A 22,917-nucleotide genomic window follows, 5' to 3' on the forward strand; every position below is an offset into this window, starting at 1 on the left:
ACGAGAATGTTGATGACATCGCCCAAACAGCCTGCTCCGGTCCGCATCGGCAACCGTCTTCTGGGCGATGGCGAGCCCTGCTACGTCATTGCCGAGATCGGCAACAACCATAATGGCGACTTCAACCGCGCCATTGCGCTGGTCGATGCCGCGGTGGCGGCCGGTGCCGATTGTGCCAAATTCCAGATGCGCAAGCTCGACGAGGTCTATCGTGCGTCGAGCCTGTCCGGAAAGGACGACGACCTCGCGGTCGAATACACGCTCGATCTGTTGCGCCGCTTCGAGCTTCCGACGGCGCAGCAGAAGAAGATCGCCGAATATTGCGCGGCCAAGGGCATCCAGTATCTCTGCACGCCCTGGGACGCGAGCAGCGTCGCCGTGCTCGAAGGTTTCGGCGTGCAGGCCTACAAGGTTGCCTCGGCCGACCTCACCAATTTGCCGCTGCTCGCGCGCCTCGCCGCCACCGGCAAGGCGCTGATCGTCTCGACCGGCATGAGCACCTCGGACGAGATCAAGGCCGCGGCGAAATTCCTCGACGAGCGCAACGCCGGCTACGTGCTGCTGCATTGCCAGAGCACCTATCCGGCCGCGCTCCACAACATCCATCTGCGTTTCATGGAAACTTTGCGCGAGATCCATCCGGTGGTCGGCTATTCAGGCCACGAGCGCGGCATTGCCGTCTCGACCGCCGCGGTGGCGCTCGGCGCCGTCGTTATCGAACGTCACATCACCCTTGACCGGGAAATGGAAGGTCCGGACCATGCCGCGAGCCTGGAGCCGGAGGAATTCAAGTCGCTGGTCTCGGGCATCCGCGAGGTGGAGGCGGCGCGCGGCGAGAAACGGGCCGAGCGCGCGCTGAGCCAGGGCGAGCTGATCAACCGCGAAAACCTCGCCAAGAGCCTGGTGGCCGCGCGCGACCTTTCGGCCGGCACCGTGATCTCCGAAGCCGACATCGCGGTGAAAAGCCCGGGACAGGGCCTGTCGCCGCTGAAGATGCCGGCGCTGCTCGGCCGCAAGCTGACGCGGACGATGGCGGCCGACGACTATTTCTTCCAGAGCGACCTCGACGAAGGCGCCGCAAAAGCACGGCGGTACCGCTTCGACCGCCCCTGGGGCGTGCCGGTGCGCTATCATGACACCGAGCGCTTCCTGGAGATCTGTCAGCCCGACATCATCGAATTCCATCTCAGCTACAGCGACATGGAGCGCGATCCCGCGGCGTATCTGTCCGGCACCTATGATCTCGGCTTCGTCGTGCATGCGCCGGAGCTGTTTGCCGGCTCCAAGCTGATGGACCTGGCAACGCCTGACGAGGCGCTGCGGCGCTATTCGCTGGAGCAGACCCAGGCGGTGATCGACATTACCCGCGGCCTCAAGAAGTACTTTCCCAAGACCAAGCGCCCGCCCATCGTCGCCAATATCGGCGGCTTCACCATGGACGAGCCGCTGCCTCCCGAGGAGAAGGCCGAGCGCTACCGCATCTTTGCGCAGAGCTTGACCGAGCTCGACATGGACGGTGTCGAGCTGACGCCGCAAACCATGGCGCCGTTCCCCTGGCATTTCGGCGGCCAGCGCCACCAGAACATCTTCATCTTCCCGGACGAGTCCGCCGCGTTCTGCGCCAAGCATGATCTGCGCATGTGCGTCGACATCTCGCACACCAAGCTCGCGGCCAATCATTTCGGTTTCGACTTCGCGCAAGGCCTCGCACAGCTCGGGCCGCACACCGCGCATCTGCATTTCGGCGACGCCAAGGGGCTCGATGGCGAAGGCCTGCAGATCGGCGAAGGCGAGATCGATTTCGGCGACATCGGGCAGGTGCTGCGCAAGCACGCGCCGGGAGCTTCCTTCATTCCGGAAATTTGGCAAGGCCACAAGAACATGGGCGAAGGCTTCTGGACCGCGCTCGAGCGTCTCGAGGGACACATCTGATGGCGCGCAAGACGCTGGCCGTGATCGCCGCGCGCGGCGGCTCGAAGGGCATCCCGCACAAGAACCTGCTCGATCTCTGCGGCAAGCCGCTGATCGCCTGGACGGTCGAACAGGCGCGCGCCGCGCGCGGCGTCGACGTGGTGGCGGTCTCGTCCGACAGCGATCAAATTCTCTCCGCGGCTGAAGCCGCCGGCGCGGTCGGCGTGCTGCGCCCCGACGACATTTCCGGCGACCTCGCCTCCTCCGAATCCGCCTGGCTGCATGCGCTCGATGCGACCGACGCGCGGATGGGACGGTTCGAGCGGATCGTCGCGCTCCAGGCGACCTCCCCGATCCGCGAACCCGGGGACATCGAGAACGCGCTTGCGACCTTCGATCGCGACCACCTCGACAGCCTGCTGTCGGTTTGTGAGGTCGAGGATTATTTCAACTGGCATATCGGCGCGAACGGACCGGAGCCGATCAACTACGACTATCGCAACCGCCGCATGCGGCAGCAGATCGAGAAGCGTTATCTGGAGAACGGCTCGTTCTACGTCCTGATCCCCTCCCTCCTGCGCGAGGAGAATAACCGTCTCGGCGGCAAGATCGGCTTTCACGTGATGGAACGTCACAAGATGTTCCAGATCGACCGTCCCGAGGACGTCAAGCTTTGTGCCGCCATCATGCGCAGTTACGGCTATGCCTGATCTCAGCGCCTTCTCGCTCAAGGACAAGATCGCGGTGGTGACCGGCGCCTCGCGCGGCATTGGCGCGGCCATCGCGACCGGCCTGCAGGATGCCGGCGCTACGGTGTACGGCCTCAGCCGTTCCGGGACCGCGCCGCAAGGTGTGACCGCGATTGCCTGCGATCTCTCCGACGACAAGGCAATCGAAAGCGCGTTCCGCACGATAACGGCGCAGGGCGGCCGCATCGACGCCCTGGTCAACGCCGCCGGCATCAGCCTTCCTCCGCAGGGGGCCGAGAGCGAGCTGGCGCGCTTCCGCGCCACGGTCGCGACCGACCTCACCGACGTCTACGCCACCGTTCTTGCCGCCTACCCGCTCCTGAAGAAGGCGGGCTCGGCTGCGATCGTTAACGTCACCAGCATCAATTCGATCCGCGGTTTTCCCGGCAATCCAGGCTACGTGGCGGCGAAGGCGGGCCTTGCCGGGCTGACGCGCGCGCTCGCCGCCGACTACGCGCCCGACGGCATCCGCGTCAACGCGCTTGCGCCGGGCTATGTCGCGACCGAGATGACCGCAAAGAGCTTTGCCGATCCTGTCATGCACGAAGAGAGACGCCGCCACACCATGCTAGGCCGCTGGGGACAGCCCGTCGACATGGTGGGCGCCGCCGTTTTCCTGGCATCGGAAGCCTCCGCCTATGTGACCGGTCAGGAGATCTTCGTCGACGGCGGCTGGATCGCCAAGGGCCTCGCCATCAGTTCGGATAGCAAATCGTGACCACAACGCTCGAACGCATCGGCTTCATGCAGGGACGGCTGTCGGCTCTGGTCGACGGCAAGATCCAGGCGTTCCCCTGGGACGAGTGGCGGGACGAGTTTCCACGCGCGAAGGAGCTCGGCCTGACGCGGATGGAATGGACCATCGATCAGGAACGGCTGCGCGAGAACCCGCTGACGACCGAGCCGGGGCAGCAGGAGATTCTCGCGCTGTCGCGCGAGAACGGTGTGCGCATCCCGAGCCTGACGGGCGACTGCTTCATGCAGGCGCCTTTCTGGAAGGTCGATGCCGTCGTGCGCGACGCACTCGTCGCCGACCTCGATCTCCTGATCGCCGCCTGCAGCCGCATCGGCATCGAGTTCGTCGTGATCCCGCTGGTCGACAACGGCAAGATCGAGCGCGAGAGCGAGAGCGATACGTTGAAGCGCGTGCTGCTCGCACGCTCCGAGCAGCTCGCAAAGCGGAACGTCAAGATCGTCTTCGAATCCGATCTACCGCCGCGCGATCTCGCCCGGTTCATGGATGCGTTTCCGGCCAACGTTTTCGGCATCAACTATGACAGCGGCAACAGCGCCTCGCTCGGCTATGACAGCGACGAGGAGATCGCCGCCTACGCGCCGCGCATTCTCAACGTGCACGTAAAGGACCGCATTCGCGGCGGCACCACCGTGGCGCTCGGCACCGGCAACGCGGACCTCGCCAGGACGATCCGGCTGATCGAGCGCTCCGGCTACAAGGGCCAATACATCCTGCAGACCGCACGCGCCACCGACGGCGACCATGCCGGCGCGCTGGCGAAATATCGCGATATGACGGTTCGCTGGATCGAGGACGCCGCGCGATGAAGCTCGAGCTGAACGATCGTGTCGCGCTCGTCACCGGTGCAAGCCGCGGGATCGGGCTTGCGATCGCGACGACGCTCGCGGCAGAGGGAGCAAAAGTAGCGCTCGCCGCGCGCGGTACCGAGACGCTCAACGCCGCGCGCACAACCGTTGGAGGCATCTCGTCTGCCCACGTCGCCGACGTCACTGACCCCGCTGCTGCGAAGGCACTGGTCGAGAGCGTCGAGAAGCATTGGGGCCGGCTCGACGTCCTCGTCTGCAATGTCGGCAGCGGCGCCTCTGTGCCGCCGGGCAGGGAAACCGCAGCGGAATGGTCGCGGGTGATGGACCTCAATCTGTTCGCCGCGACCAACATGATCGAGGCCGCTCGGCCGCTGATGGCGCGCGGCAGCGGCGACCGGGCCATCGTCTGCATCTCCTCGATCGCCGGCATGGCGGCGCTTGGCGCGCCCGTGACCTATTACGGTGCGAAGGCGGCCTTGAACGCCACAGTGCGTGGTCTCGCACGACCGCTGGCGCTGGAAGGCATCCGCATCAATGCGGTTGCGCCCGGCAACATCCTGTCGGCGGACGGTACCTGGGCGCGCAAGATCGCGGAAAACAGGCAGGCGGTCGACGAGATGCTCCAGCGCGAGGTGGCGTTGCGCCGGCTCGGCACGCCCGAGGAGATCGCGGACGTCGTTACCTTCCTTGCTTCGCCCCGCGCCGCCTTCATCACGGGCAGCGTGATGGTGGCGGACGGCGGCCAGCTCAGAAGCTGAACAGGAGCCTTCGATGGCAAACCCCTCCTCGCGCTACGACCTGACCGGACGAACCGCGCTTGTGACCGGCGCCGGCGGCCTGCTGGGCAAGCAGCATGTCGCAGCCCTCACCGAATCCGGCGCGCGCGTGGTCGTCACCGACGTCGGCCTGGCGCAGGCCGAGGCCGCCGTCACGGCGTTGAAGCAGGCAACGCCTTCAGCCGATCTGATCGCGCTCGAGATCAACGTCACCTCGCTCGAATCGGTGCGCGCCGCCAATGAGCAGCTGGCAAGCCGCGGCATCACCGTCGAAATCCTTGTCAACAACGCCGCGATCGATCCGAAGGTGACGTCGAGCCCGGGCGTCATGCACTCCTCGCGCTTCGAGGCGTTTCCGGTGCCGCAATGGCAGACCGAAATCGCCGTCGGCCTGACCGGCGCGATGCTGTGCGCGCAGGTGTTCGGCGGCGAGATGGCCAGACGGGGCCGCGGCGTGATCCTCAACATCGCCTCCGATCTCGGCGTGATCGCGCCGGACCAGCGGCTCTACCGCCAGCCGCAGGTGACGCGCGAAGAAGAACAGCCGGTGAAGCCCGTGACCTATTCAGTGATCAAGCATGGCTTGATCGGGCTGACGAAATATCTGGCGACCTATTGGGCCGATCATGGCGTGCGCGTCAACGCGATCTCGCCGGGAGGCGTCTTCAACAACCAGGACCCAGCCTTCGTTGAACGACTGACGCGCCTGATCCCGATGGGCCGGATGGCCGATGTCGATGAATATCGCGCGGCAGTGCAGTTCCTCTGCTCGGACGCATCGAGCTACATGACCGGGCAGAATCTCGTCATGGATGGCGGGCGGAGCGTCTGGTAGCGCAACGCGGAGCCGGCATGAGGATGACGAGACCGCGCTCGCCGCCGCTTCAGCCGTAATCGCAAAGCAGCACCGGCCTCAGCCGCCACCGGGTTGCGCCTCGCTCTTGCCTTCCAGCAATTTCCCGAGCCCTTCGCTGGCCACGAAGACGAGCCCCGCCAGCCCAGGTATGATGAGCCGCGTCTCGGAGAAATCCGCTATGAAAAAGACGAGCCCCAAATGGACCAAGCAAGCCGAACCGACCACGGCGATCGTCCGGCTCGGCGCAAACGTCCTCACGATGACGATCGCAAGCACGGGACTGGCGATCGCCACCACGAGCTTCATCGTTTGAAGATTGCCGACCAGCTTGCTGAAGTCGCCATTGGTGACCAGGAATGACCTGTAATCCGTTCCAGGATGCATCCAGATCAGCGTCTTCGGCACGGCTAGTGAGATGCCGACCAGCAACCCGAACACGACCCATTCTTTCAGTGTCGGCCATCGCCGCTCGAAAGCTGCGAGGGCCAGCAGCGAGAATGCCGAAGCGAATACGACATCGGTCCGCCCGAAACTGATGATCAGCGCCGAAATGATCGCGGCGGGATATCGCCGCGACGTCAGCAGAAAGAGCTGCCAGAACAGGCCACCCGCGATGAAAACGGGCCCCATGCGTCCCGGGTAGATCGCGATCTGGGTGTAGAACGCAAAAGTCAGCAGACAGAGCCACGTCGCAGTCGGCGAGAGAAGCAGCGTCGCCAGCGCAAAGACGGCAAGAAACGACAGAGAATCGAACAAATAGTTGGCGATGATGTGGGTGTGAAACGTCGAGCCGCCGTGGGTACGATCGTCGCCGAATATCTGGACGTAGGCCTCGGTAATCTTGGCGAGCAACGGCCGCATGACGCCCTCGACAGCGTCCATATGGGCAAACTCGCGCTCGTGATCGAGGCTGAACTGCAATTGCTCACGCAGCAGATTGGCTTCGTGCGCGGTGATGGACAGCGCAAGGCAGCAACTGACGAGCAGTCCCAGCGCGACAGGATTGAAGAAGCTCCGTCTCACCTTGAACAGGAGCAGCAGCGGAACGAGCGCGACGGCCACGTAGAAGGCTATCCCGGCGTACCGCAGCAGACCCGGGAGATACCTGTCTGATATATTCACCCAATACCAGGCGATGACCAGAACGTTCGAGACCACCCAGAACCCGAGCACCAGGCCGAGGGATGGAGTCTTCATGTGATCGTCAAACTTCAGCAAGCGGCCAAGACCGCCGGACCATGACAGCATTGCCCCGTGCTCCGACAATCGATTTCCCTGATCAATGCTGCAGAATGCCGGCGAGGTTCATGTGCGCGGGCCGTGAGTGCTCGATGCCCAGCAACGTCCGCCGATTGTCGTTCGTGCGCTGCAAGTGGAGGCTCGCGAGTGTCATTCCGGTGCAAGTGGTAACCGTGGTCCCGCGGCCGCCGAACGGCTTGAGAAAGTCGAACACCTGACTGCCGAACATGTCGACGACCGACACCTCTCGCGCACCGAGCGGCGGAATCTCGCCGAAATCGCCCTCGATCTGCTCGCCGTCCTCGCGGATCAGCTTCGACGTCGGCCGCGCCGCGTGAGCATATTCGGGATCGGAGGAGTGATTGATCAGCATCACGCTGCTGACGATGTCGCTGGTCGCAATGATCTTCGGATTGATCCCGGTGAAGCCGACATGCGCCTTGAGCCTGCCCTCGTTCAAGGGCCGGGCAAACGCGCCGGTGCGGTAGATCGCGACATTGTCCTGATCGACATAGGTCATCGAATAGCTGGCAGGCGAGGAACGGAAGCCGTCCATGCGCCCGCGCGACATCACGGCGATGACCAGATAATCGTGCTGCGGCAGCTTGAGCGAGGCGAAAAGGCGCGACAGCTCGATCTCGACGGAGGCGCCCGGCGCGTAATCTTCCGGAAATTCATAGGTCGCCCGGTACTCGCCGTCACGCGACAGGATGTGCAGCTTGAACCTTAGTTTCTTGCTGAAGCCCGAGGCGACCAGGCTGGCGAGCTCGGGGACGAGATCCTTGACCGTTTCGCGAAAATTCTTGCGCAGACTGCCGGCGACGAGGCTGCGGAGATACTTGATGTCGACCGGACGATACCAGGCAGGGATCGAAAAACCCATGCGCGACTCGACGCCCGCGAAAGTCGGGAACATGAATCTGGGCTCGTAGGGCTTCCAGGGGCTGGACGAGAAACGTGTCACGGACGCGCCCCTAAAAATGATGCAAGCTGAACTTGCCGTTGGCAAATTCATAATAGCTGAACGGGCTGGCGATGTTGGTGCCCTTGAACTCCAGGGCAAAACCCTCTGCCGCGCCGACCAGCCGTTCAGCCTCGGGGAAAAGGTCCAGCGTGCTGATGCGGATGGCGCCCATCGGCGCGATCTCCGGTAGCTCTCGCTGGCCCAATGCCCTGCCGTCCAGGGCCATGAGCCGTGCGGTCCCGACCGAGACGCCTTCGGACGCCATGCAGGAGTTCACGAGCACCACGCCGGACTCCTTCAGGAATCGCGTGAGATAGGACTGCATCCAGGCGGAGGTCGGGAACGGCGCTGCCGCGACCGGTTCGCGCTCGTGCGACAACGTTATCGCCCCGTGCTGCGAGAAATATTGTGCGTAATAGCCGGTCGTCACCTTCCGGCCGGGACGAAGCTTGGTCTCGTGCTTCGGGACCAGCGCCATCGCGACCGTTCCCGAAACGCGCGGACACAGCTCCGAAGTCTGCAATTGCAATTGTCCGTTGACGCCAAGTTCCCTGTGGAAATATCCGGCCGGCTTGCCCGCTCCGTCGAAGAGCCAGACATGAGCATCAACCTCCGGATGATCCTTCATGAAGACCGAGAAGTAGTTGAATGCGCAGACTTCCGTCGTGACGGTCTCATCGTTGCGCAGATAGAGCACGGCGGGCGGATAGCCCCTTGCGACGGCCTCGCCAATCAGCAATTCACCGGGCATTCGACAAGACTCGGCGGGAAAGCAAGGGATCGGCACAGACCGAACGGGCCGGCGGCTTTGGACAAATCAAACGCGATGTTCTTGCCCGCATGCTAAAACGTCGACGCGATTTCAGGGCCTGTTTACGCTGAGCCGACAGGAGAATCAACCGGGAACGGCGTCGCATCGAGCGGCTCCAAAGAGACGGCGCCAGCACCGTCGTCACGTTCGGGATCAGCCAGTCTTTGCGGCCGTGCGGCAGCGGACAAGGCGTGGCAGCCAGACAAGATGACGCTCCGCTTCCGGTACAGGTGCCCGCGATCCTGCCTGTCCTGGAATCCTTGCATTGCCGCTGCGGCTCCCGTATGACCGAATCCGGCTACGTGACTTGGTACCCGCCTGAAAACAGGCCGGAACATCGGCCTTTTCTGGATCCACACCGTGCTTCAGCGACTGCTCCTCAGCATCACTCCAATCACGGCGTCCATTCCGCCGGGGAAACGCTGACGTGCGCTGGCAAACAAAGGCACGGGCGTTCTCGGTGCTGTCGAATATTCCCTGGGGCGAAGATCTGCACTACGCCCTGCAACGCTACGTCACACGCCGGCTGCCGCGACCCGAAAAGCAGGTCAGATCCATCTACACCCTGGCGCAGCGGCTGCTGACCGTCCACGAAAAGTACAGCTTGCGGCCGCTGCGGGATTCGACTTGCTTCGAGTTCGGTGCCGGACGCGATCTGATCGTTCCGCTGGCTTTCAGCGCTCACGGGGCCCGGCGCTTCATCACCGTCGACATCGAGCGCCTGGCCAAGCTGGAGCTGATCCGCTCCAACGCCGCCATCGTTTCCCGATTGAGCGGCACTGACCACGCCGACATAAATTCCCTGGAGGACCTCGAACCTTCGTGGCGAATCGACTATCGCGCACCGTCCGATGCCCGGACGACGGGCCTGCCCGCCGCCTCGATCGACTGCGCTGTCTCCGTCGAAACGCTCGAGCACATTCCCAAGCGCGACATCGCGGCAATCTTGAAGGAGCTGCGACGCATCATGCGTCCTGACGGACTGGTCCTCATGCAAATCGACTATGGCGACCATTTCAAAGGCTTCGATCCGTCCATCAGTTCATTCAACTTCCTGACATATTCCGAGGAGGATTGGGCGCCTTTCCAGTCGCGCTTCCAATACGTCAATCGTCTGCGCCACAGCGAATATCTGCAGCTGTTCAGGGAAGCGGGATTTCAACTGCTGAGCGACCAACCTGACCGCCGGCCGCCGGAGCGGCATATCCTGGAACGACTGGCGCCATGCTTCAAAGGCTTCTCCGAAGAGGATCTGTTTACGCTCGGCTCGCTGATCGTTGGCCGCCCGGCCGACCTATCGACAGGACACTGAAGATCGCCATTTCCCGGTTGCTTGGCGGAAGCCCATTGTAGAGATCTCGCGATGTGGACGACCACATTTGTCCTGACGCTTCTGTTCTTCCTGATACAGCTCGGGACCGGATTTTCGATTCTGACCATTGCGTCAACGAAATTCATCGAGGTATGCCGGCTCACGAAGGCTCAGTTCGTCGTTCTCGGATTTACGGTTGGCGCCTCTACAACGGGCATCCTGCTCGGACTATTGTCGCTATTCGTAAACGATATGTGGCTCCAATTCGCCGCGATGCTTGCCGTCTCCGGCTTCGGCCTTGCCTGGTCATGGCCGAACTGGCGCCCGAGCTCCGGCGAGACGCGCGCCGCCGCCACTTGGTGCATCCTGGCGCTGCCGATTGCGCTCCTGACATGGTGGTGGTCCTTCGGCGCATTTTCCAGCTTTCCTTACGGGGACATCGGCGCGGATGTTCACTGGATGAAGACCGCTCAAGAGTACGCCGACAGTGGCGTCATCAATCCCTACGCGGCCCAATCCTATGTCGATCTTCGCTCAGCGCTCGCAGGCTCCCTTACTGGAACGCTCGGCCTGGATCTTCTGAGATTCAGCTGGACCTATCGCTTCTTCTCGATCCTGTTCTTCCTGTTGGCGTCCTATGCCTTCGTGCAGGGCATCTATTCCACGTCTCCGCGAAAATGGATCGCCTTCTTCTTCGCCGCGACCGGCAACGCAGTCGTCTTGATGACAAACGGCAGCCTGGCTGTCGCCAGCAGTGTCGTGTTTCTCGGCGTGCTGATGCGCAATTCGGAGCGGAGCGCAAACGATCTGTCGACGCGTTCCGTTTTACTGCTGGCGGTTATCGCCGGCGCGACGCTTTTGCTCGCGTTCGCATTCAACAACAACACGCTCGTACTTGCGTTGCTTATGGCCGGGCTACTCGTGGTCAGGATCCTGAGCAACACTGGAAGATATGCAGGGCTTCCCTTTCTTGGCTGGATCTGGCCGGCAACGCTGCTGCTTGCACATCGCGGCTCCTTCCTGTTCGTTCCAACCGTCCTGGCCAGTTGGCTTTTGTATCTCGCCATCGTGCGGATGATCTCCGCCTGGCCGTCCGCCAGCATCGCGGCCCTGCGGTTTTTGTCCTTCGCGCTGCCCCTCATCATTGGCGGAATCGTCGTCTGCGTTGCGGGAATGCGCTTCGGCTACATTCCGCCGATGAGCGCCAACGACACGTTCTCCTCGATTACCGGCCTGATTCTGGGCAGACGGATCGAGGGCGGCGAAGAGCTGTTCCTGGGCTCCGGACCACAGGTCGCCACGATCGAACTCGGCCGGGCGATGGGCCCGCTTTTCACCATCTGCATCACACTGGGCGTTGCATGGTGGTCGATGACCAGACCTGTCGTGCGTAGTCCCTCGGGGGCGATCGGACCTCAAAGCGAAGGCTTCGTGACACTCGTCTGGTCCTGGATAGCCGGCTGCGGCCTGATGCTCGCCGTACTCTCGGGCTTCCCTTTCCTGTATCGTATCAGCACGATCATAATGTCGCTGTACACGATCACGGCCGCTGAGACTTTTTGTCAGTTGCTGATCGATTCCAGCCCTTCCCGATATCGACGAGTCCTGGTTGCGGCAGCCGTCACGCTGCTTGCAACCGTTCTTGTGGTTCTGGTCTACGCGTTTGCCTGGCGGGCCGACCTGCCTTTTGCCCGCTACCAGGCGTTCCTGCGGCCGACGGAAATCGCAGGCATCGTGCTGCTCGCGATACTCGCGCTGTCGACCCTCGCCCGGTCGAGACGGATCTACGTCTACGGCCTGGTGGGGGTCGTGGGATTGGGCGTGGCGGTCGACAAGATTGGCCTGTCCGGCATTGTCAGGAGCTACAGTTACGGCGCCCTTCCCGACCGCACTGCAGTCGTTTCACACTACAACGCCGACGACCTTGAAGTCGCCCGCTGGCTCCGCGACAATCTGCGAAAGGGAATCATTCTTTCGGACCCGTATACGATGGGCATCGTCCAGGCGATCACGGGCGCGCCGGCCGCCTATCTGTTCTCCAATCTGGACACCGTGAACGAGGCGCTCGCGAAGCGGACAAAATCGGTAGTGCGCACGATGCTGCAGCCAGCCGAAGGACGTCAGCGGCTTGAAGACACTTGCAGCCTGATCGCCCCCCTGGTGGGAGCAATCAATTCGGAGACCTTCTTTCAGATGCGGAGGGCCGATGCTTTGGGCGGAATGATGCGATCCGTCCGCACCGTAACGGCACCGCTTCCGGAAACGGCGCTACCGTCTTCCGACCCAAGCGCCTCGGTGAGCCCGGAACTCACTGGTGAGGAAGCCAAATCCACGATCCAGAACATCCTGGAAGCGGGCGACAACGCCTGGAACCTGGTCGCGATCATCACGCCCCGCACGATCGCCTGGACACATCTCGCGGCCGACCAGCGCCTCAGCTATTTTCCTCCCGTCGAACCGATCGATCCTGCGGTCGCCGATGCGTTGCGCACCGGCCCGTTTCCAGTTCTGTTTGCCAACAGGCAGGCTGCCGTCGTTCGCATTCCCTGCTCGCGCTGATATGAAATGGACCAGACATTGATCCTCGCATGGTCGCAGATTGGCGCGACGGCCCGCCAACCATGCTGTGAAAAGGGCACCTCATGCTGAGACAGGCCGCGATTCTCGTCGGTGGGCTGGGTACCCGGCTGGGTGAGCGCACGAAGCTGGTTCCCAAGCCGATGCTCGACGTCGGCGGACGGCCGTTTCTCGACACGCTGATCGACGAGCTCGTGCGCTATGGCGTGTTCGATGAAATTCTCCTGCTCGCAGGCCACAAGGCGGAGATCGTCGAGACGCACTACGCCGCGGCCGTCCGGGGGCGGACGCGAATCGTCGTGTCGCGCGAGACCGAGCCGCTCGGCACCGGCGGCGCGCTCGTGCATGCGCGCGATCTGCTGCACGATCGCTTCCTGCTACTCAATGGAGATTCCCTGTTCGACTTCAACCTGCTCGATCTGATCGCCCGCGCGCATGACGGGCGCGTGCACATGGCATTGCGTGACGGCGTCGTCGGCGATCGCTACGGGCGCGTCGTCCTCGATGGCGACATGGTGCGTGACTTCATCGCCCCGGGTGCGGGTGCGACGGGACCGGTCAATGCCGGCATCTACGTCATCGACAAGTCCGTTCTCGACGACATCGCGACGCTTCCCGCTTCGCTCGAGCAGGAGATATTCCCCGGACTTGCCAAGTCCGGCGCGCTGCGTGGCACGGCCTATCGCGGTTACTTCATCGACATCGGCATTCCCGACGATTTCGCGCGCGCCGATCGCGAATTGCGCCAGCAGCTGCGGCGGCCGGCGGTATTCTTCGATCGCGACGGCGTGCTCAACCACGATTCCGGATACACGTTCGAGACGCACAGGCTCGAATGGATCGAGGGGGCACGCGAGGCCGTGAAGGCCGTCAACGACGCCGGCTATTTTGCCTTTGTCATCACCAATCAATCCGGCGTCGCGCGCGGCTATTACGAGGAGCATCACGTGGTCATGCTGCACCGCTGGATGGCGGACCAGATGGCGCTGATCGGCGCGCATATCGATGCATTCGAATATTGTCCTGATCACCCCGACGGAACCGTGGCGCGCTATTGCCGCACGAGCGACCGGCGCAAGCCGGCGCCGGGCATGATCACCGATCTCGTCAGGCGCTTCCCCGTCGACATGACACGCAGCATGGTGATCGGGGACAAGGAAAGCGACATGGAAGCGGCACAGGCGGCCGGCGTTGCGGGTCACCTGTTCGAAGGCGGGAATCTGGAGACGTTCGTGAAGCAGCGCCTGAGTCCGGCGGGCGAGGCTTAGGCGCGCCACGAAAACTGCTGCATCCGCGGGCATTTGGCAGCCCCCAAAGCCTGCTCTGTTGCGCCTAACCGCCAGTGTGCTATAGCGCCATCTTGTTGCGAATACTGGCTTAATCGCCTTTTGGGGTCCGGCATGGCAGATCTGAGGGACGCTCGCGTCCTCGTTACCGGCAGCGACGGCTTCATCGGCTCGCACGTCGTCGAGGAGCTGGTAAAGGCCGGCGCCCGCGTTAAGGCGATCGTCTATTACAACTCCCTCAACTCCTGGGGCTGGCTCGACACGATACCGGTCGACGTCATGAAGTCCGTGGAGGTGGTCGCTGGCGACATCCGCGATCCCCATTTCATGATCGCGGCTGCGAGCGGCTGCACCGACGTGCTGCACCTGGCGGCGCTGATCGCCATCCCCTTCTCCTATGTCGCACCCGACTCCTATGTCGAGACCAATGTGCGCGGCACCGTGAACGTGCTCCAGGCCGCGCGCATGGCTGGGGTGCGGCGCTTCGTTCAGACTTCGACCAGCGAGGTCTACGGCACCGCGCAGACGGTTCCGATCAAGGAGAGTCACCCGCTGGTGGGGCAATCTCCCTACTCGGCCTCGAAAATCGCCTCCGACCAGATGGCGCTGTCGTTCCAGGCTTCGTTCGACATGCCCGTCGTGGTGATCCGCCCGTTCAACACCTTTGGTCCGCGGCAATCGGCGCGCGCGGTGATCCCGACCGTGATCAGCCAGATCGCGACCGGCAAGCGCAAGATCCGCCTCGGTGCCGTCAGCCCGACGCGCGATTTCTCCTTCGTCACCGACACCGCGCGCGGCCTGATCGCGGGCCTCACGGCACCTGCGGAGCAAGTCGTCGGTCAGACCATCAATCTCGGCAGCGGTTTCGAGATTTCGGTCGGCGCGACCGCGCAGATGATCGCCGACGTCATGGGGACGGCGATCGAAATCGAGACCGACGAAGCGCGGCTGCGTCCCGCCAATAGCGAGGTCGAGCGGCTCTGGGCCGACAATTCCAGAGCACGCCAGCAGCTCGGCTGGAGTCCGGAATTCGGCGGCATCGAGGGTATGCGCCGGGGCATGGTCAAGACGGTGAACTGGTTCACCAATCCTGCAAATCTCAGCCGCTACAAGGCGGACGTGTACAATGTCTGAGGCGATGGTGGACAGTCACGTGACGAGGACAGGCTTCGACCAAAAGACGATCGTCGATGCCGTGCGACGCGCGGTGGGAACGCCGAATGGCATTCTCGGCCTGCACGAGCCGGTGTTCGCCGGCAACGAGGTCGCCTATCTGGAAGAGTGCATCAAGAGCACTTTCGTCTCCTCGGTCGGCCCCTTCGTCGATCGGTTCGAGCGCATGCTCGAGGAGGTCACCGGCGCCAAGCGCGCGGTCGCCGTCGTCAATGGCACGGCCGCGCTGCATGCCTGCTTCATTCTCGCCGGTGTCGAGCCCGGCGACGAGGTGATTTCGCCGGCGCTGACCTTCATCGCGACGACGAACGCGATCGCCTATTGCGGCGCGACGCCGCATTTCGTCGACAGCTCGCTGGAGACGCTCGGCATGGACGCGCGCGCTCTCGCGGTGCGACTGGATGCGATCGCACAGAAGACTGCGACCGGCACCATCAACCGCGAGACCGGCCGCCGCATCGCGGCGATCGCCCCGATGCACACTTTTGGCCATCCGGTCGAGCTCGACGAGATTGCCGCGATCGCCCGCGACTGGGGCATCGCGCTGGTCGAAGACGCCGCGGAATCGCTGGGATCGACCTACAAAGGCCGCGCGGTCGGATCGCAGGCGCGCCTTGCAGCACTCAGCTTCAACGGCAACAAGATCGTCACCACCGGCGGCGGCGGCGCCATCCTGACCAATGACGAGGAGCTGGGCCGCCGCGCCAAGCACCTGACGACGACGGCCAAGCTGCCGCACAAATGGGCCTTCATCCACGACGAGATCGGCTTCAACTACCGCCTGCCGAACTTGAACGCGGCGCTTGGCTGCGCCCAGCTCGAGCAACTCGACGGCTTCCTGGCAAGCAAGCGCAAGTTGGCCACGGCCTATCAACGGGCCTTTGCGGACGTTCCTGGCGTCCATTTCTCGCATGAGCCAAAGGACACGACGAGCAATTACTGGCTGAATGCGATCCTGCTCGACGAGGAAAATGCCGGTCGCCGCGACGAGGTCCTCGCCGCACTCAACGACGCCGGCTTCGGCGCGCGACCGGCCTGGACCTTGATGCACAAGCTGCCGATGTTCGCGCAAAGCCCTCGCGGCGATCTTTCCACCGCCGAATCCATCGAACGCCGGCTGATCAACCTGCCAAGCAGCGCCAGCATCAGGTCCCCGGATGAATAGTGGCGCGCGAAAGATCTGCTTCGTCACCGGCAGCCGCGCCGATTTCGGGCTGTTGGTGTGGCCGATGCGCGCGATTCGGGAAACGCCCGGCCTGACACTTCAGCTCGTCGCCACCGGCATGCATTTTGCGCCGGAGTTTGGCTACACCTTCAACGCAATTCGCGATGAGGGGTTTGAGGTCGACGAGCGCGTCGAAACGCTGCTGAGCAGCGACACTGGCGCCGGCATCGCGAAATCGGTCGGCCTCGGCGTCATCGGCTTTGCCGATACCTTCACAAGGCTTCAGCCGGATCTCGTCGTCGTGCTCGGCGACCGCTTCGAGATGTTCGCAGCCGCGCAGGCCGCGATGTTCATGCGGCTGCCGATGGCGCATCTGTTCGGCGGAGACGTCACCGAGGGCGCGGTCGACGAATCCACGCGCCACGCCCTCAGCAAGATGTCGCACCTGCACTTCACCAGCAATCAGGGCTCGACGCAGCGGTTGATGCAGCTTGGCGAGCACCCCTCGCGTATCCATACCATCGGCTCGGTCGGCATCGACGCCATCAAGCATCTCGATCTGATGAATCGCCACGACATAGGCGGCGCGATCGGGATGCCGCTCGGCGAACGCAATGCGCTCATCACGTTTCACCCCGTCACGGTCGAAGCCGGGCGCTCGGTGGCGGAACTCGATGAATTGTTCGCGGCCCTGTCGACGCTCGATCCCGCCTTTCGTTTCGTGTTCACGCTCGCCAACGCCGACGCCGAAGGCCGCGCCCTGAACGCCAGGATCGAGGCTTTCGCCGCCAGCCGGCCAAACACGATCGCGGTCGCCTCGCTCGGGCAGCTTCGCTATCTCAGCTTGATGAGCCAGGTGGATTTGGTGATCGGCAATTCCTCGAGCGGCGTACTCGAAGCGCCCTCCTTCGGCGTTCCCACCGTCGATATCGGCGACCGTCAGAAGGGACGCGAGCGCGCGGCCTCGGTATTTCACGCAGCGCCCGAGCGCGGCGCCATTGCCGCTGCCACCGTGGCTGGGCTCCAGCGCGGCCGTCAAGCCACCGTCAACCCTTACGGCGACGGCGAATCCAGCCGGCGATTCGCCGAAATCGTCACCGGCATCCCGGATTTCAAGCAGCTTCTGGTCAAGGGCTTTTACGAGCTTCCGCCAGGTGGGGCGCAGGCATGACAACGCACACGCTGATCATCGCAGAAGCCGGCGTCAATCACGACGGAAGCCTGGAGACGGCGCTGGCGCTGGTCGATGCTGCCGCAGACGCCGGCGCCGACATCGTCAAATTCCAGACCTTCAATGCGAAGGCATTGGCGGGCAGCGCGGCAAAGAAGGCCGACTATCAGCAGCGCACGACCGCCGGCGACGAAAACCAGCTTGCCATGCTGGAGCGGCTCGAGTTGCCGCGTGCCGCGCATCACACGTTGATCGAACGCGCCAGGGAACGCGGCATCGAATTTCTGTCGACGCCGTTCGACGACGCTTCGCTCGCCTTCCTGCTGTCGCTGAAACTGCCGCGCATCAAGATCGGATCGGGCGATCTCACCAATGCACCGCTGCTGCATGCGGCGGCGAGGGCCGGCGCGACGCTGATCCTGTCGACCGGCATGGCAACGCTCGGCGAGATCGAGGAGGCGCTGGGCGTGCTTGCGCATGGCTACGGCCCATCCGGCGGGCCACCCGGCATTGCCGCCTTCCGCGCGGCGTGGCGCGATCCGGCAGCACGCACGGCGCTCGCACAGCATGTGAGCCTGCTCCATTGCACGACCGAATATCCCTGCCCCATCGGCGACGTGAACCTCGCGGCGATGGCGACGATGCGGTCCGCTTTCCAGCTTCCTGTCGGCTACTCCGATCACACCGACGGTTTCGAGGTTTCGGTGGCCGCCGTCGCGCTCGGCGCGACGATCATCGAGAAGCACCTGACGCTCGACCGCAAGGCGCAAGGCCCCGATCACGCGGCCTCACTCGAGCCGGACGATTTCAGGCGCATGGTCGCCGCCATCCGCAACGTCGAACGCGCGCTTGGTGACGGCGTGAAGTCGCCAAAGGACTCCGAGATCAGGAACGTCCCTGTGGCGCGCAAGAGCATCGTTGCGGCGCGCGCGCTGAAGGCCGGCGAGGCCATCGGCCCCACCGACATCACCGCAAAGCGACCGGGCGCAGGCCGGCCACCGATCGACTACTGGTCGCTGGTCGGAACGGCCGCGCCTCGCGCGCTCGAGCCCGACGATCCGCTTTAGCCTTGCGGCTTTGCCGGAACCCCGCGAAGAACGGACCCCGGCGCACATGGAGCCGTAACCACCGATCCCATCGCGACCAGCGTATCGTTGCCAATCGCGATGTGGTCCCTGACCCGGCTGCCCAGACCGATGAAGCAGTTCTCTCCGATCCTCGCGCCTCCGCCGACCACGGTTCCCGGCGACAGATGCGTGCAATCACCGATCCGCACGTCATGCTCGACGACGACGGCGGAATTGATGATGCAGTGATCGCCGATCCGGCTCCGTGCATTGACGATCGCGCCCGGCATGACGACGGTACCTGCACCGATCGTGGCTGAGGGCGAGACGATCGCTCGCGGATGAATCACGGACGCCCAGCGCCTGACCTGCATGCGGCCGATCATCTGCCGGCGTGCGGGGCCCGCCTGCATCGATCCGATTCCCACCACGAAGGCGGCATCGGGATACTCTGGCGCGGCATCGTCGGTTCCGAGATAGCTGACGTCGCCGAGCGTTCCGGGCTGGCGATCGAGGAAGCCGACGACCTTGAACTGGCCGGACAGCAGCGCCGCCTCGTAGACCATGACGGCATGCTCGCCGCCGCCGATGATGATGAGATCGTCCATCCCGATTCCCTTGCGCGGGGCAATCTTACCGGGGGTACCGCGGGTCTTCAAACCGTTGATTCGGACCGCGAAATGCTTGGGTTAACAGGGCAGTTCAGGGGATGTCGTTGGGGTTGACGCCGCCTCTCGCAGCCGCGATATAGCAGGCTCAGCCGTGGGCCGCCCCCCAATATCTGGCGTATACGAGGCAGATTGCCATGAAATCCTGGCGTAAGGCCGTCGTTGGAACACAGGCGAGCGTGGGCGAGGCCATTGCTGCCATCGAGAGCGGAAGCATTCAGATTGCGCTGGTGCTCGACGACCAGAACCGCCTGCTTGGCGTGGTCACCGACGGCGACGTGAGGCGCGGCCTGCTGCGCGGCATCCCGCTCACCGGGCTTGCGACCGACATCATGAACCGCGCGCCGGTGTCGGCTTCAGCGACGCTGCCGCGCGAGGATCGCCTGCAGCTAATGCGGCAGAAGTCGATCAAGCAGCTTCCGCTCGTCGACGAGGGCGGCCATCTGGTCGTGGTCGAGACGCTCGACGAACTGCTCGAACCGGCTCACTATCAAAACCCTGTCCTGATCATGGCGGGCGGCCTCGGCGAACGCCTGGGCGCGCTGACGCGCGACATGCCGAAGCCGATGCTCAATGTCGGCGGCCGGCCGCTGCTCGAGACGATCGTCCGCAACGTCGTGCAGCAGGGCTTTGGCAACATCTTCATTTCGGTCAACTACAGGGCCCAGACGATCAAGGACTATTTTGGCGATGGCACCGCCTTCGGCGCCACGATCCAGTACGTCCACGAAACGGAACGACTGGGGACTGCAGGCGCGCTCGGCCTCTTCAAGACGCCGCCGGCTCTGCCCATGATCGTCACCAACGGCGACATCCTCACCACGATCAACTACGGCGCCCTTCTCGACTTCCATAACGCAACGCCGGCGGAAGCGACGATGGCCGTGCGCGAGCACAAGGTGCACGTGCCCTATGGCGTGGTTTCCACGTCGGACGGTTTTCTCGATGCCATCCGCGAGAAGCCGACCGAGAGCTGGTTCGTCAGTGCCGGCATCTATGTGATCGGCCAGTCCGTCTTCAGCCATGTCACGCCGGGCGTCAGCATCGACATGCCGACCGTGCTGGAACGCGTGATCGCCGGCAAGGGGCGGGTCGCGGTCTATCCCATTCGCGAATACTGGCTCGATATCGGCCGCCTTGAGGATTTCGAGCAGGCCCATGCGGAGTTTCACGAGGTCTTCCCGTGACCTCCACAAAAGCCGTCGTGGTTGGCCTCGGCTCGATCGGCACAAGGCATGCGCGCATCCTGCGCGAGCTTGGCCTAGAGGTCGCGACCGTCAGCCGCCGCGAAGGCGGCGACTACGGATCGATCGCGCAGGCCGTCGCGGGCGCGCATCCGGACTACGTGGTGATCGCCACCGAGACCGCGCGCCATGCGGACAATCTGAATGAGCTCGCGCAGGCCGGCTTCCACGGCAACGTGCTTGTCGAAAAGCCGCTGTTCGCAACACCGGCAGCGCCCCCGAAATATCCGTTTGCCCGTGTCAGCGTTGGATACAATCTGCGCTTCCACCCGGTCATGACGGCGCTTGCCGAGACATTAAGCGGCCGCGACGTGATCACGGTCGCCGCCTATGTCGGCCAGGACATCAGGGACTGGCGGCCCGGCCGCGATCATCGCGCGACCGCATCCGCCACGGCCGACGCCGGAGGCGGCGTGTTGCGGGATCTCAGCCACGAACTGGACTATTTGCTCTGGCTGTTCGGGCCGTGGCATCGCGTCGCAGCGCTTGGCGGCGCGTCCGGCGCCCGCGACATCGACGTCGACGACCACCTCGACCTGCTGCTCGATATGCAGCGGGCGCCATCGGTCCACGTCCACATGGACTATCTCGACCGCCAGGGAATCCGCCGCATTCGCGTCAATGTCGACGACGACACCATCGAAGCCGATCTCGTCGGCAGCCGCCTTGCGATCAACGGCAAGGCAACGGAGATCCCCAGCGACCGTGACCAGAGCTATCGCGACATGCATGTCGCGGCGATGCGTGGCGCGAGCCCGGCTTGCTCGCTGCCCGAGGCGCTCGGGGTCGTGCATCTGATCGACGCCAGCGAGCGTGCTCTGCGCACCAAGACCTGGATATCGCCATGAGCGCCCTCTGCACCATCTGCGCGCGGGGTGGCTCGAAAGGGGTCGTCGGCAAGAATGCACGCGATCTCCTGGGCAAGCCCGTGCTTGCCTGGAGCATCGCGCAGGCGCGCGAGACCGAACTGTTCGACGCGATCGCCTTCAGCAGCGATTCGGACGCGCTGCTCGAGGCTGCCCTGAAGGCCGGCGTCGACATCGCGGTCAAACGTCCGGACGAGATGGCGACCGATACCGCACCGAAGCTGCCGGCGATCCGCCACTGTCTCGAGCAGGCCATCGCGCAAACGGGCCGGACGCCGGAAATCTTCGTCGACCTCGACGTCACCTCGCCGCTCCGCCTGGCCTCCGACATCACCGGTGCGGTCGCGCTGCTGCGCGAGAGCGGCGCGCGCAACGTCATCACGGGGGCACCGGCGCGACGCTCGCCCTATTTCAACCTGGTCGAGCAGCGCGCCGATGGCAGCGTCGGCCTCTCCAAAACCGCCGAGCCTCCGATCACACGCCGGCAGGATGCGCCGCGCTGCTTCGACATGAACGCGTCGATCTATGTCTGGCGTGTCGCGTCCTTCCTGGAGCAGCCTTCGGTGTTCTATCCGGATACGCGCCTGTTCGAAATGCCGGAAGAACGCTCGATCGACATCGATTCCGATCTCGATTTTGCCCTGGTGGAACTGCTACTGCGCCAACGACTGCCGGCCTGAGGAGCCTCAAGCGATGACCACAAGCTTCAAGGCCCTGTTCGATCTGACCGGCCGAACCGCCGTCGTCACCGGGGGATGCGGCATCCTCGGACGTCGCTTCGCCGAGGGCCTTGCCGAGTTTGGCGCCAACGTCGCGATCGTTGATCTCGATCAGGCCGCAACCGATGCTGCGGCAGCCGACGTCGCCTCGCGCCATGCCGTGCGCGCCAAAGGTTATGGCTGCGACATCACCGAGCCAAGTTCCGTCCGCAACACGGCCGATGCAATCGAAGCGGACCTCGGACCGGTCTCGATCCTGCTCAACAACGCCGCGAGCAAGACCCGCGACGTCGACGCCTTCTTTGCACCCGTCGAGAAGTTCTCGCTGGACACCTGGCGGGAGATCATGGCGGTCAATCTCGACGGCATGTTCAACATCGCGCAAGTGTTCGGGGGCCGAATGGCCGAGCGTGGCTATGGCGCCATCGTGCAGACCGCCTCGATCTACGGCCTGATGGCGCCCGACCAGCGCATCTACGAAGGGTCCGAATATCTCGGCCGCGCCATCAACACGCCCGCGGTCTACACCGCCTCCAAAGCCGGCGTCATCGGCCTGACCAAGCACCTGGCGACCTACTGGGCGGCGAAGGGCGTTCGCGTCAACACCCTCACCCCGGGCGGGGTGGAGAGCGGGCAGAACGACACCTTCAAGGCGCGCTATGGGGCCCGCATCCCGCTCGGCCGCATGGCTCGCGCGGACGAGATGGTGGGGACGATGCTGTTCCTGGTGTCGGATGCAGCGTCCTACGTGACTGGCCAGAACATCGCCGTCGACGGCGGTCTGAGCGCCTGGTAGCAAG

21 protein-coding genes are annotated in these 22,917 nt (G+C 63.9%); 17 read left to right on the forward strand and 4 right to left on the reverse strand.

All coding sequences use genetic code 11. The features are described 5' to 3' along the window. Nucleotides 1-12: 12 nt before the first annotated feature. The 6 genes from GGD66_RS07450 to GGD66_RS07475 are packed head-to-tail and all read left to right on the forward strand — an operon-like array spanning nucleotide 13 to nucleotide 5,834. Nucleotides 13-1,932, forward strand: a complete 1,920-nt coding sequence (locus GGD66_RS07450) for an N-acetylneuraminate synthase family protein (RefSeq protein ID WP_246788785.1) — start codon at nucleotides 13-15, stop codon at nucleotides 1,930-1,932. Continuing rightward, nucleotides 1,932-2,621, forward strand: coding sequence for an acylneuraminate cytidylyltransferase family protein (locus GGD66_RS07455; protein WP_183257258.1), 690 nt, complete (start codon nucleotides 1,932-1,934; stop codon nucleotides 2,619-2,621). The genes GGD66_RS07450 and GGD66_RS07455 overlap by 1 nt, the downstream gene beginning before the upstream one ends. Then, complete coding sequence (locus GGD66_RS07460) at nucleotides 2,614-3,378, forward strand: SDR family oxidoreductase (RefSeq protein WP_183257259.1); 765 nt, start codon at nucleotides 2,614-2,616, stop codon at nucleotides 3,376-3,378. The genes GGD66_RS07455 and GGD66_RS07460 overlap by 8 nt, the downstream gene beginning before the upstream one ends. Then, on the forward strand, nucleotides 3,375-4,223 hold the full coding sequence (locus GGD66_RS07465) for a sugar phosphate isomerase/epimerase family protein (RefSeq protein ID WP_312014097.1): 849 nt from the start codon (nucleotides 3,375-3,377) through the stop codon (nucleotides 4,221-4,223). Before GGD66_RS07460 ends, GGD66_RS07465 begins: the two co-directional genes overlap by 4 nt. Continuing rightward, nucleotides 4,220-4,981: an SDR family NAD(P)-dependent oxidoreductase gene (locus tag GGD66_RS07470; RefSeq protein ID WP_183257260.1), complete on the forward strand. Its 762-nt coding sequence runs from the start codon at nucleotides 4,220-4,222 to the stop codon at nucleotides 4,979-4,981. Before GGD66_RS07465 ends, GGD66_RS07470 begins: the two co-directional genes overlap by 4 nt. A 13-nt stretch (nucleotides 4,982-4,994) precedes the next feature. After that, nucleotides 4,995-5,834 carry an SDR family oxidoreductase gene (locus GGD66_RS07475; RefSeq protein ID WP_183257261.1) on the forward strand — a complete coding sequence of 280 codons (840 nt, stop codon included), beginning with the start codon at nucleotides 4,995-4,997 and terminating at the stop codon, nucleotides 5,832-5,834. Nucleotides 5,835-5,912: 78 nt separating this feature from the next. Here GGD66_RS07475 and GGD66_RS07480 read toward each other — a convergent pair whose 3' ends face one another. From GGD66_RS07480 to GGD66_RS07490, 3 genes are all read right to left on the reverse strand, one after another. Further along, nucleotides 5,913-7,052: a hypothetical protein gene (locus GGD66_RS07480; RefSeq protein ID WP_183257262.1), complete on the reverse strand. Its 1,140-nt coding sequence runs from the start codon at nucleotides 7,050-7,052 to the stop codon at nucleotides 5,913-5,915. An 82-nt stretch (nucleotides 7,053-7,134) separates the two neighbouring features. Beyond that, complete coding sequence (locus GGD66_RS07485; protein WP_183257263.1) at nucleotides 7,135-8,010, reverse strand: hypothetical protein; 876 nt, start codon at nucleotides 8,008-8,010, stop codon at nucleotides 7,135-7,137. Nucleotides 8,011-8,068: 58 nt separating this feature from the next. Next, complete coding sequence (locus GGD66_RS07490; RefSeq protein ID WP_183257264.1) at nucleotides 8,069-8,809, reverse strand: hypothetical protein; 741 nt, start codon at nucleotides 8,807-8,809, stop codon at nucleotides 8,069-8,071. Between the two features lie 487 nt (nucleotides 8,810-9,296). On the opposite strand from GGD66_RS07490, the gene GGD66_RS07495 reads away from it, so the two are divergent. From GGD66_RS07495 to neuB, 7 genes are all read left to right on the forward strand, one after another. After that, nucleotides 9,297-10,181 (forward strand): class I SAM-dependent methyltransferase, encoded by an 885-nt coding sequence (locus GGD66_RS07495; protein WP_183257265.1) that lies wholly within the window; start codon nucleotides 9,297-9,299, stop codon nucleotides 10,179-10,181. Between the two features lie 51 nt (nucleotides 10,182-10,232). Next, the gene (locus tag GGD66_RS07500) at nucleotides 10,233-12,740 is read left to right on the forward strand and encodes a hypothetical protein (RefSeq protein ID WP_183257266.1); all 2,508 of its coding nucleotides are present in this window, start codon (nucleotides 10,233-10,235) and stop codon (nucleotides 12,738-12,740) included. Between the two features lie 83 nt (nucleotides 12,741-12,823). Continuing rightward, complete coding sequence (locus tag GGD66_RS07505; protein WP_183257267.1) at nucleotides 12,824-14,026, forward strand: HAD-IIIA family hydrolase; 1,203 nt, start codon at nucleotides 12,824-12,826, stop codon at nucleotides 14,024-14,026. Between the two features lie 132 nt (nucleotides 14,027-14,158). Beyond that, nucleotides 14,159-15,178 carry an NAD-dependent 4,6-dehydratase LegB gene (locus GGD66_RS07510; RefSeq protein ID WP_183257268.1) on the forward strand — a complete coding sequence of 340 codons (1,020 nt, stop codon included), beginning with the start codon at nucleotides 14,159-14,161 and terminating at the stop codon, nucleotides 15,176-15,178. 19 nt (nucleotides 15,179-15,197) lie between these two features. After that, nucleotides 15,198-16,382, forward strand: a complete 1,185-nt coding sequence (locus GGD66_RS07515; RefSeq protein WP_312014098.1) for a LegC family aminotransferase — start codon at nucleotides 15,198-15,200, stop codon at nucleotides 16,380-16,382. Next, the gene (gene neuC / locus GGD66_RS07520; RefSeq protein ID WP_183257270.1) at nucleotides 16,375-17,553 is read left to right on the forward strand and encodes a UDP-N-acetylglucosamine 2-epimerase; all 1,179 of its coding nucleotides are present in this window, start codon (nucleotides 16,375-16,377) and stop codon (nucleotides 17,551-17,553) included. The genes GGD66_RS07515 and neuC overlap by 8 nt, the downstream gene beginning before the upstream one ends. Then, the gene (neuB, locus tag GGD66_RS07525) at nucleotides 17,550-18,620 is read left to right on the forward strand and encodes an N-acetylneuraminate synthase (protein WP_183257271.1); all 1,071 of its coding nucleotides are present in this window, start codon (nucleotides 17,550-17,552) and stop codon (nucleotides 18,618-18,620) included. The genes neuC and neuB overlap by 4 nt, the downstream gene beginning before the upstream one ends. On the opposite strand, the gene GGD66_RS07530 is transcribed toward neuB, so the two are convergent. Next, the gene (locus GGD66_RS07530; protein ID WP_183257272.1) at nucleotides 18,617-19,228 is read right to left on the reverse strand and encodes an acetyltransferase; all 612 of its coding nucleotides are present in this window, start codon (nucleotides 19,226-19,228) and stop codon (nucleotides 18,617-18,619) included. The two genes, neuB and GGD66_RS07530, sit on opposite strands and share 4 nt — an antisense overlap. A gap of 197 nt (nucleotides 19,229-19,425) precedes the next feature. Here GGD66_RS07530 and GGD66_RS07535 point away from each other — a divergent pair, with 197 nt between their 5' ends. The 4 genes from GGD66_RS07535 to GGD66_RS07550 are packed head-to-tail and all read left to right on the forward strand — an operon-like array spanning nucleotide 19,426 to nucleotide 22,913. Further along, nucleotides 19,426-20,475: a nucleotidyltransferase family protein gene (locus GGD66_RS07535; RefSeq protein WP_183257273.1), complete on the forward strand. Its 1,050-nt coding sequence runs from the start codon at nucleotides 19,426-19,428 to the stop codon at nucleotides 20,473-20,475. Next, nucleotides 20,472-21,380, forward strand: coding sequence for a Gfo/Idh/MocA family oxidoreductase (locus tag GGD66_RS07540; protein WP_183257274.1), 909 nt, complete (start codon nucleotides 20,472-20,474; stop codon nucleotides 21,378-21,380). The genes GGD66_RS07535 and GGD66_RS07540 overlap by 4 nt, the downstream gene beginning before the upstream one ends. Next, nucleotides 21,377-22,078, forward strand: coding sequence for an acylneuraminate cytidylyltransferase family protein (locus GGD66_RS07545; protein ID WP_183257275.1), 702 nt, complete (start codon nucleotides 21,377-21,379; stop codon nucleotides 22,076-22,078). The genes GGD66_RS07540 and GGD66_RS07545 overlap by 4 nt, the downstream gene beginning before the upstream one ends. A 13-nt stretch (nucleotides 22,079-22,091) precedes the next feature. Further along, the gene (locus GGD66_RS07550; protein WP_183257276.1) at nucleotides 22,092-22,913 is read left to right on the forward strand and encodes an SDR family oxidoreductase; all 822 of its coding nucleotides are present in this window, start codon (nucleotides 22,092-22,094) and stop codon (nucleotides 22,911-22,913) included. Nucleotides 22,914-22,917 lie beyond the last annotated feature (4 nt).

The organism is Bradyrhizobium sp. CIR48, from assembly GCF_014198315.1.
Taxonomy (GTDB): domain Bacteria; phylum Pseudomonadota; class Alphaproteobacteria; order Rhizobiales; family Xanthobacteraceae; genus Bradyrhizobium.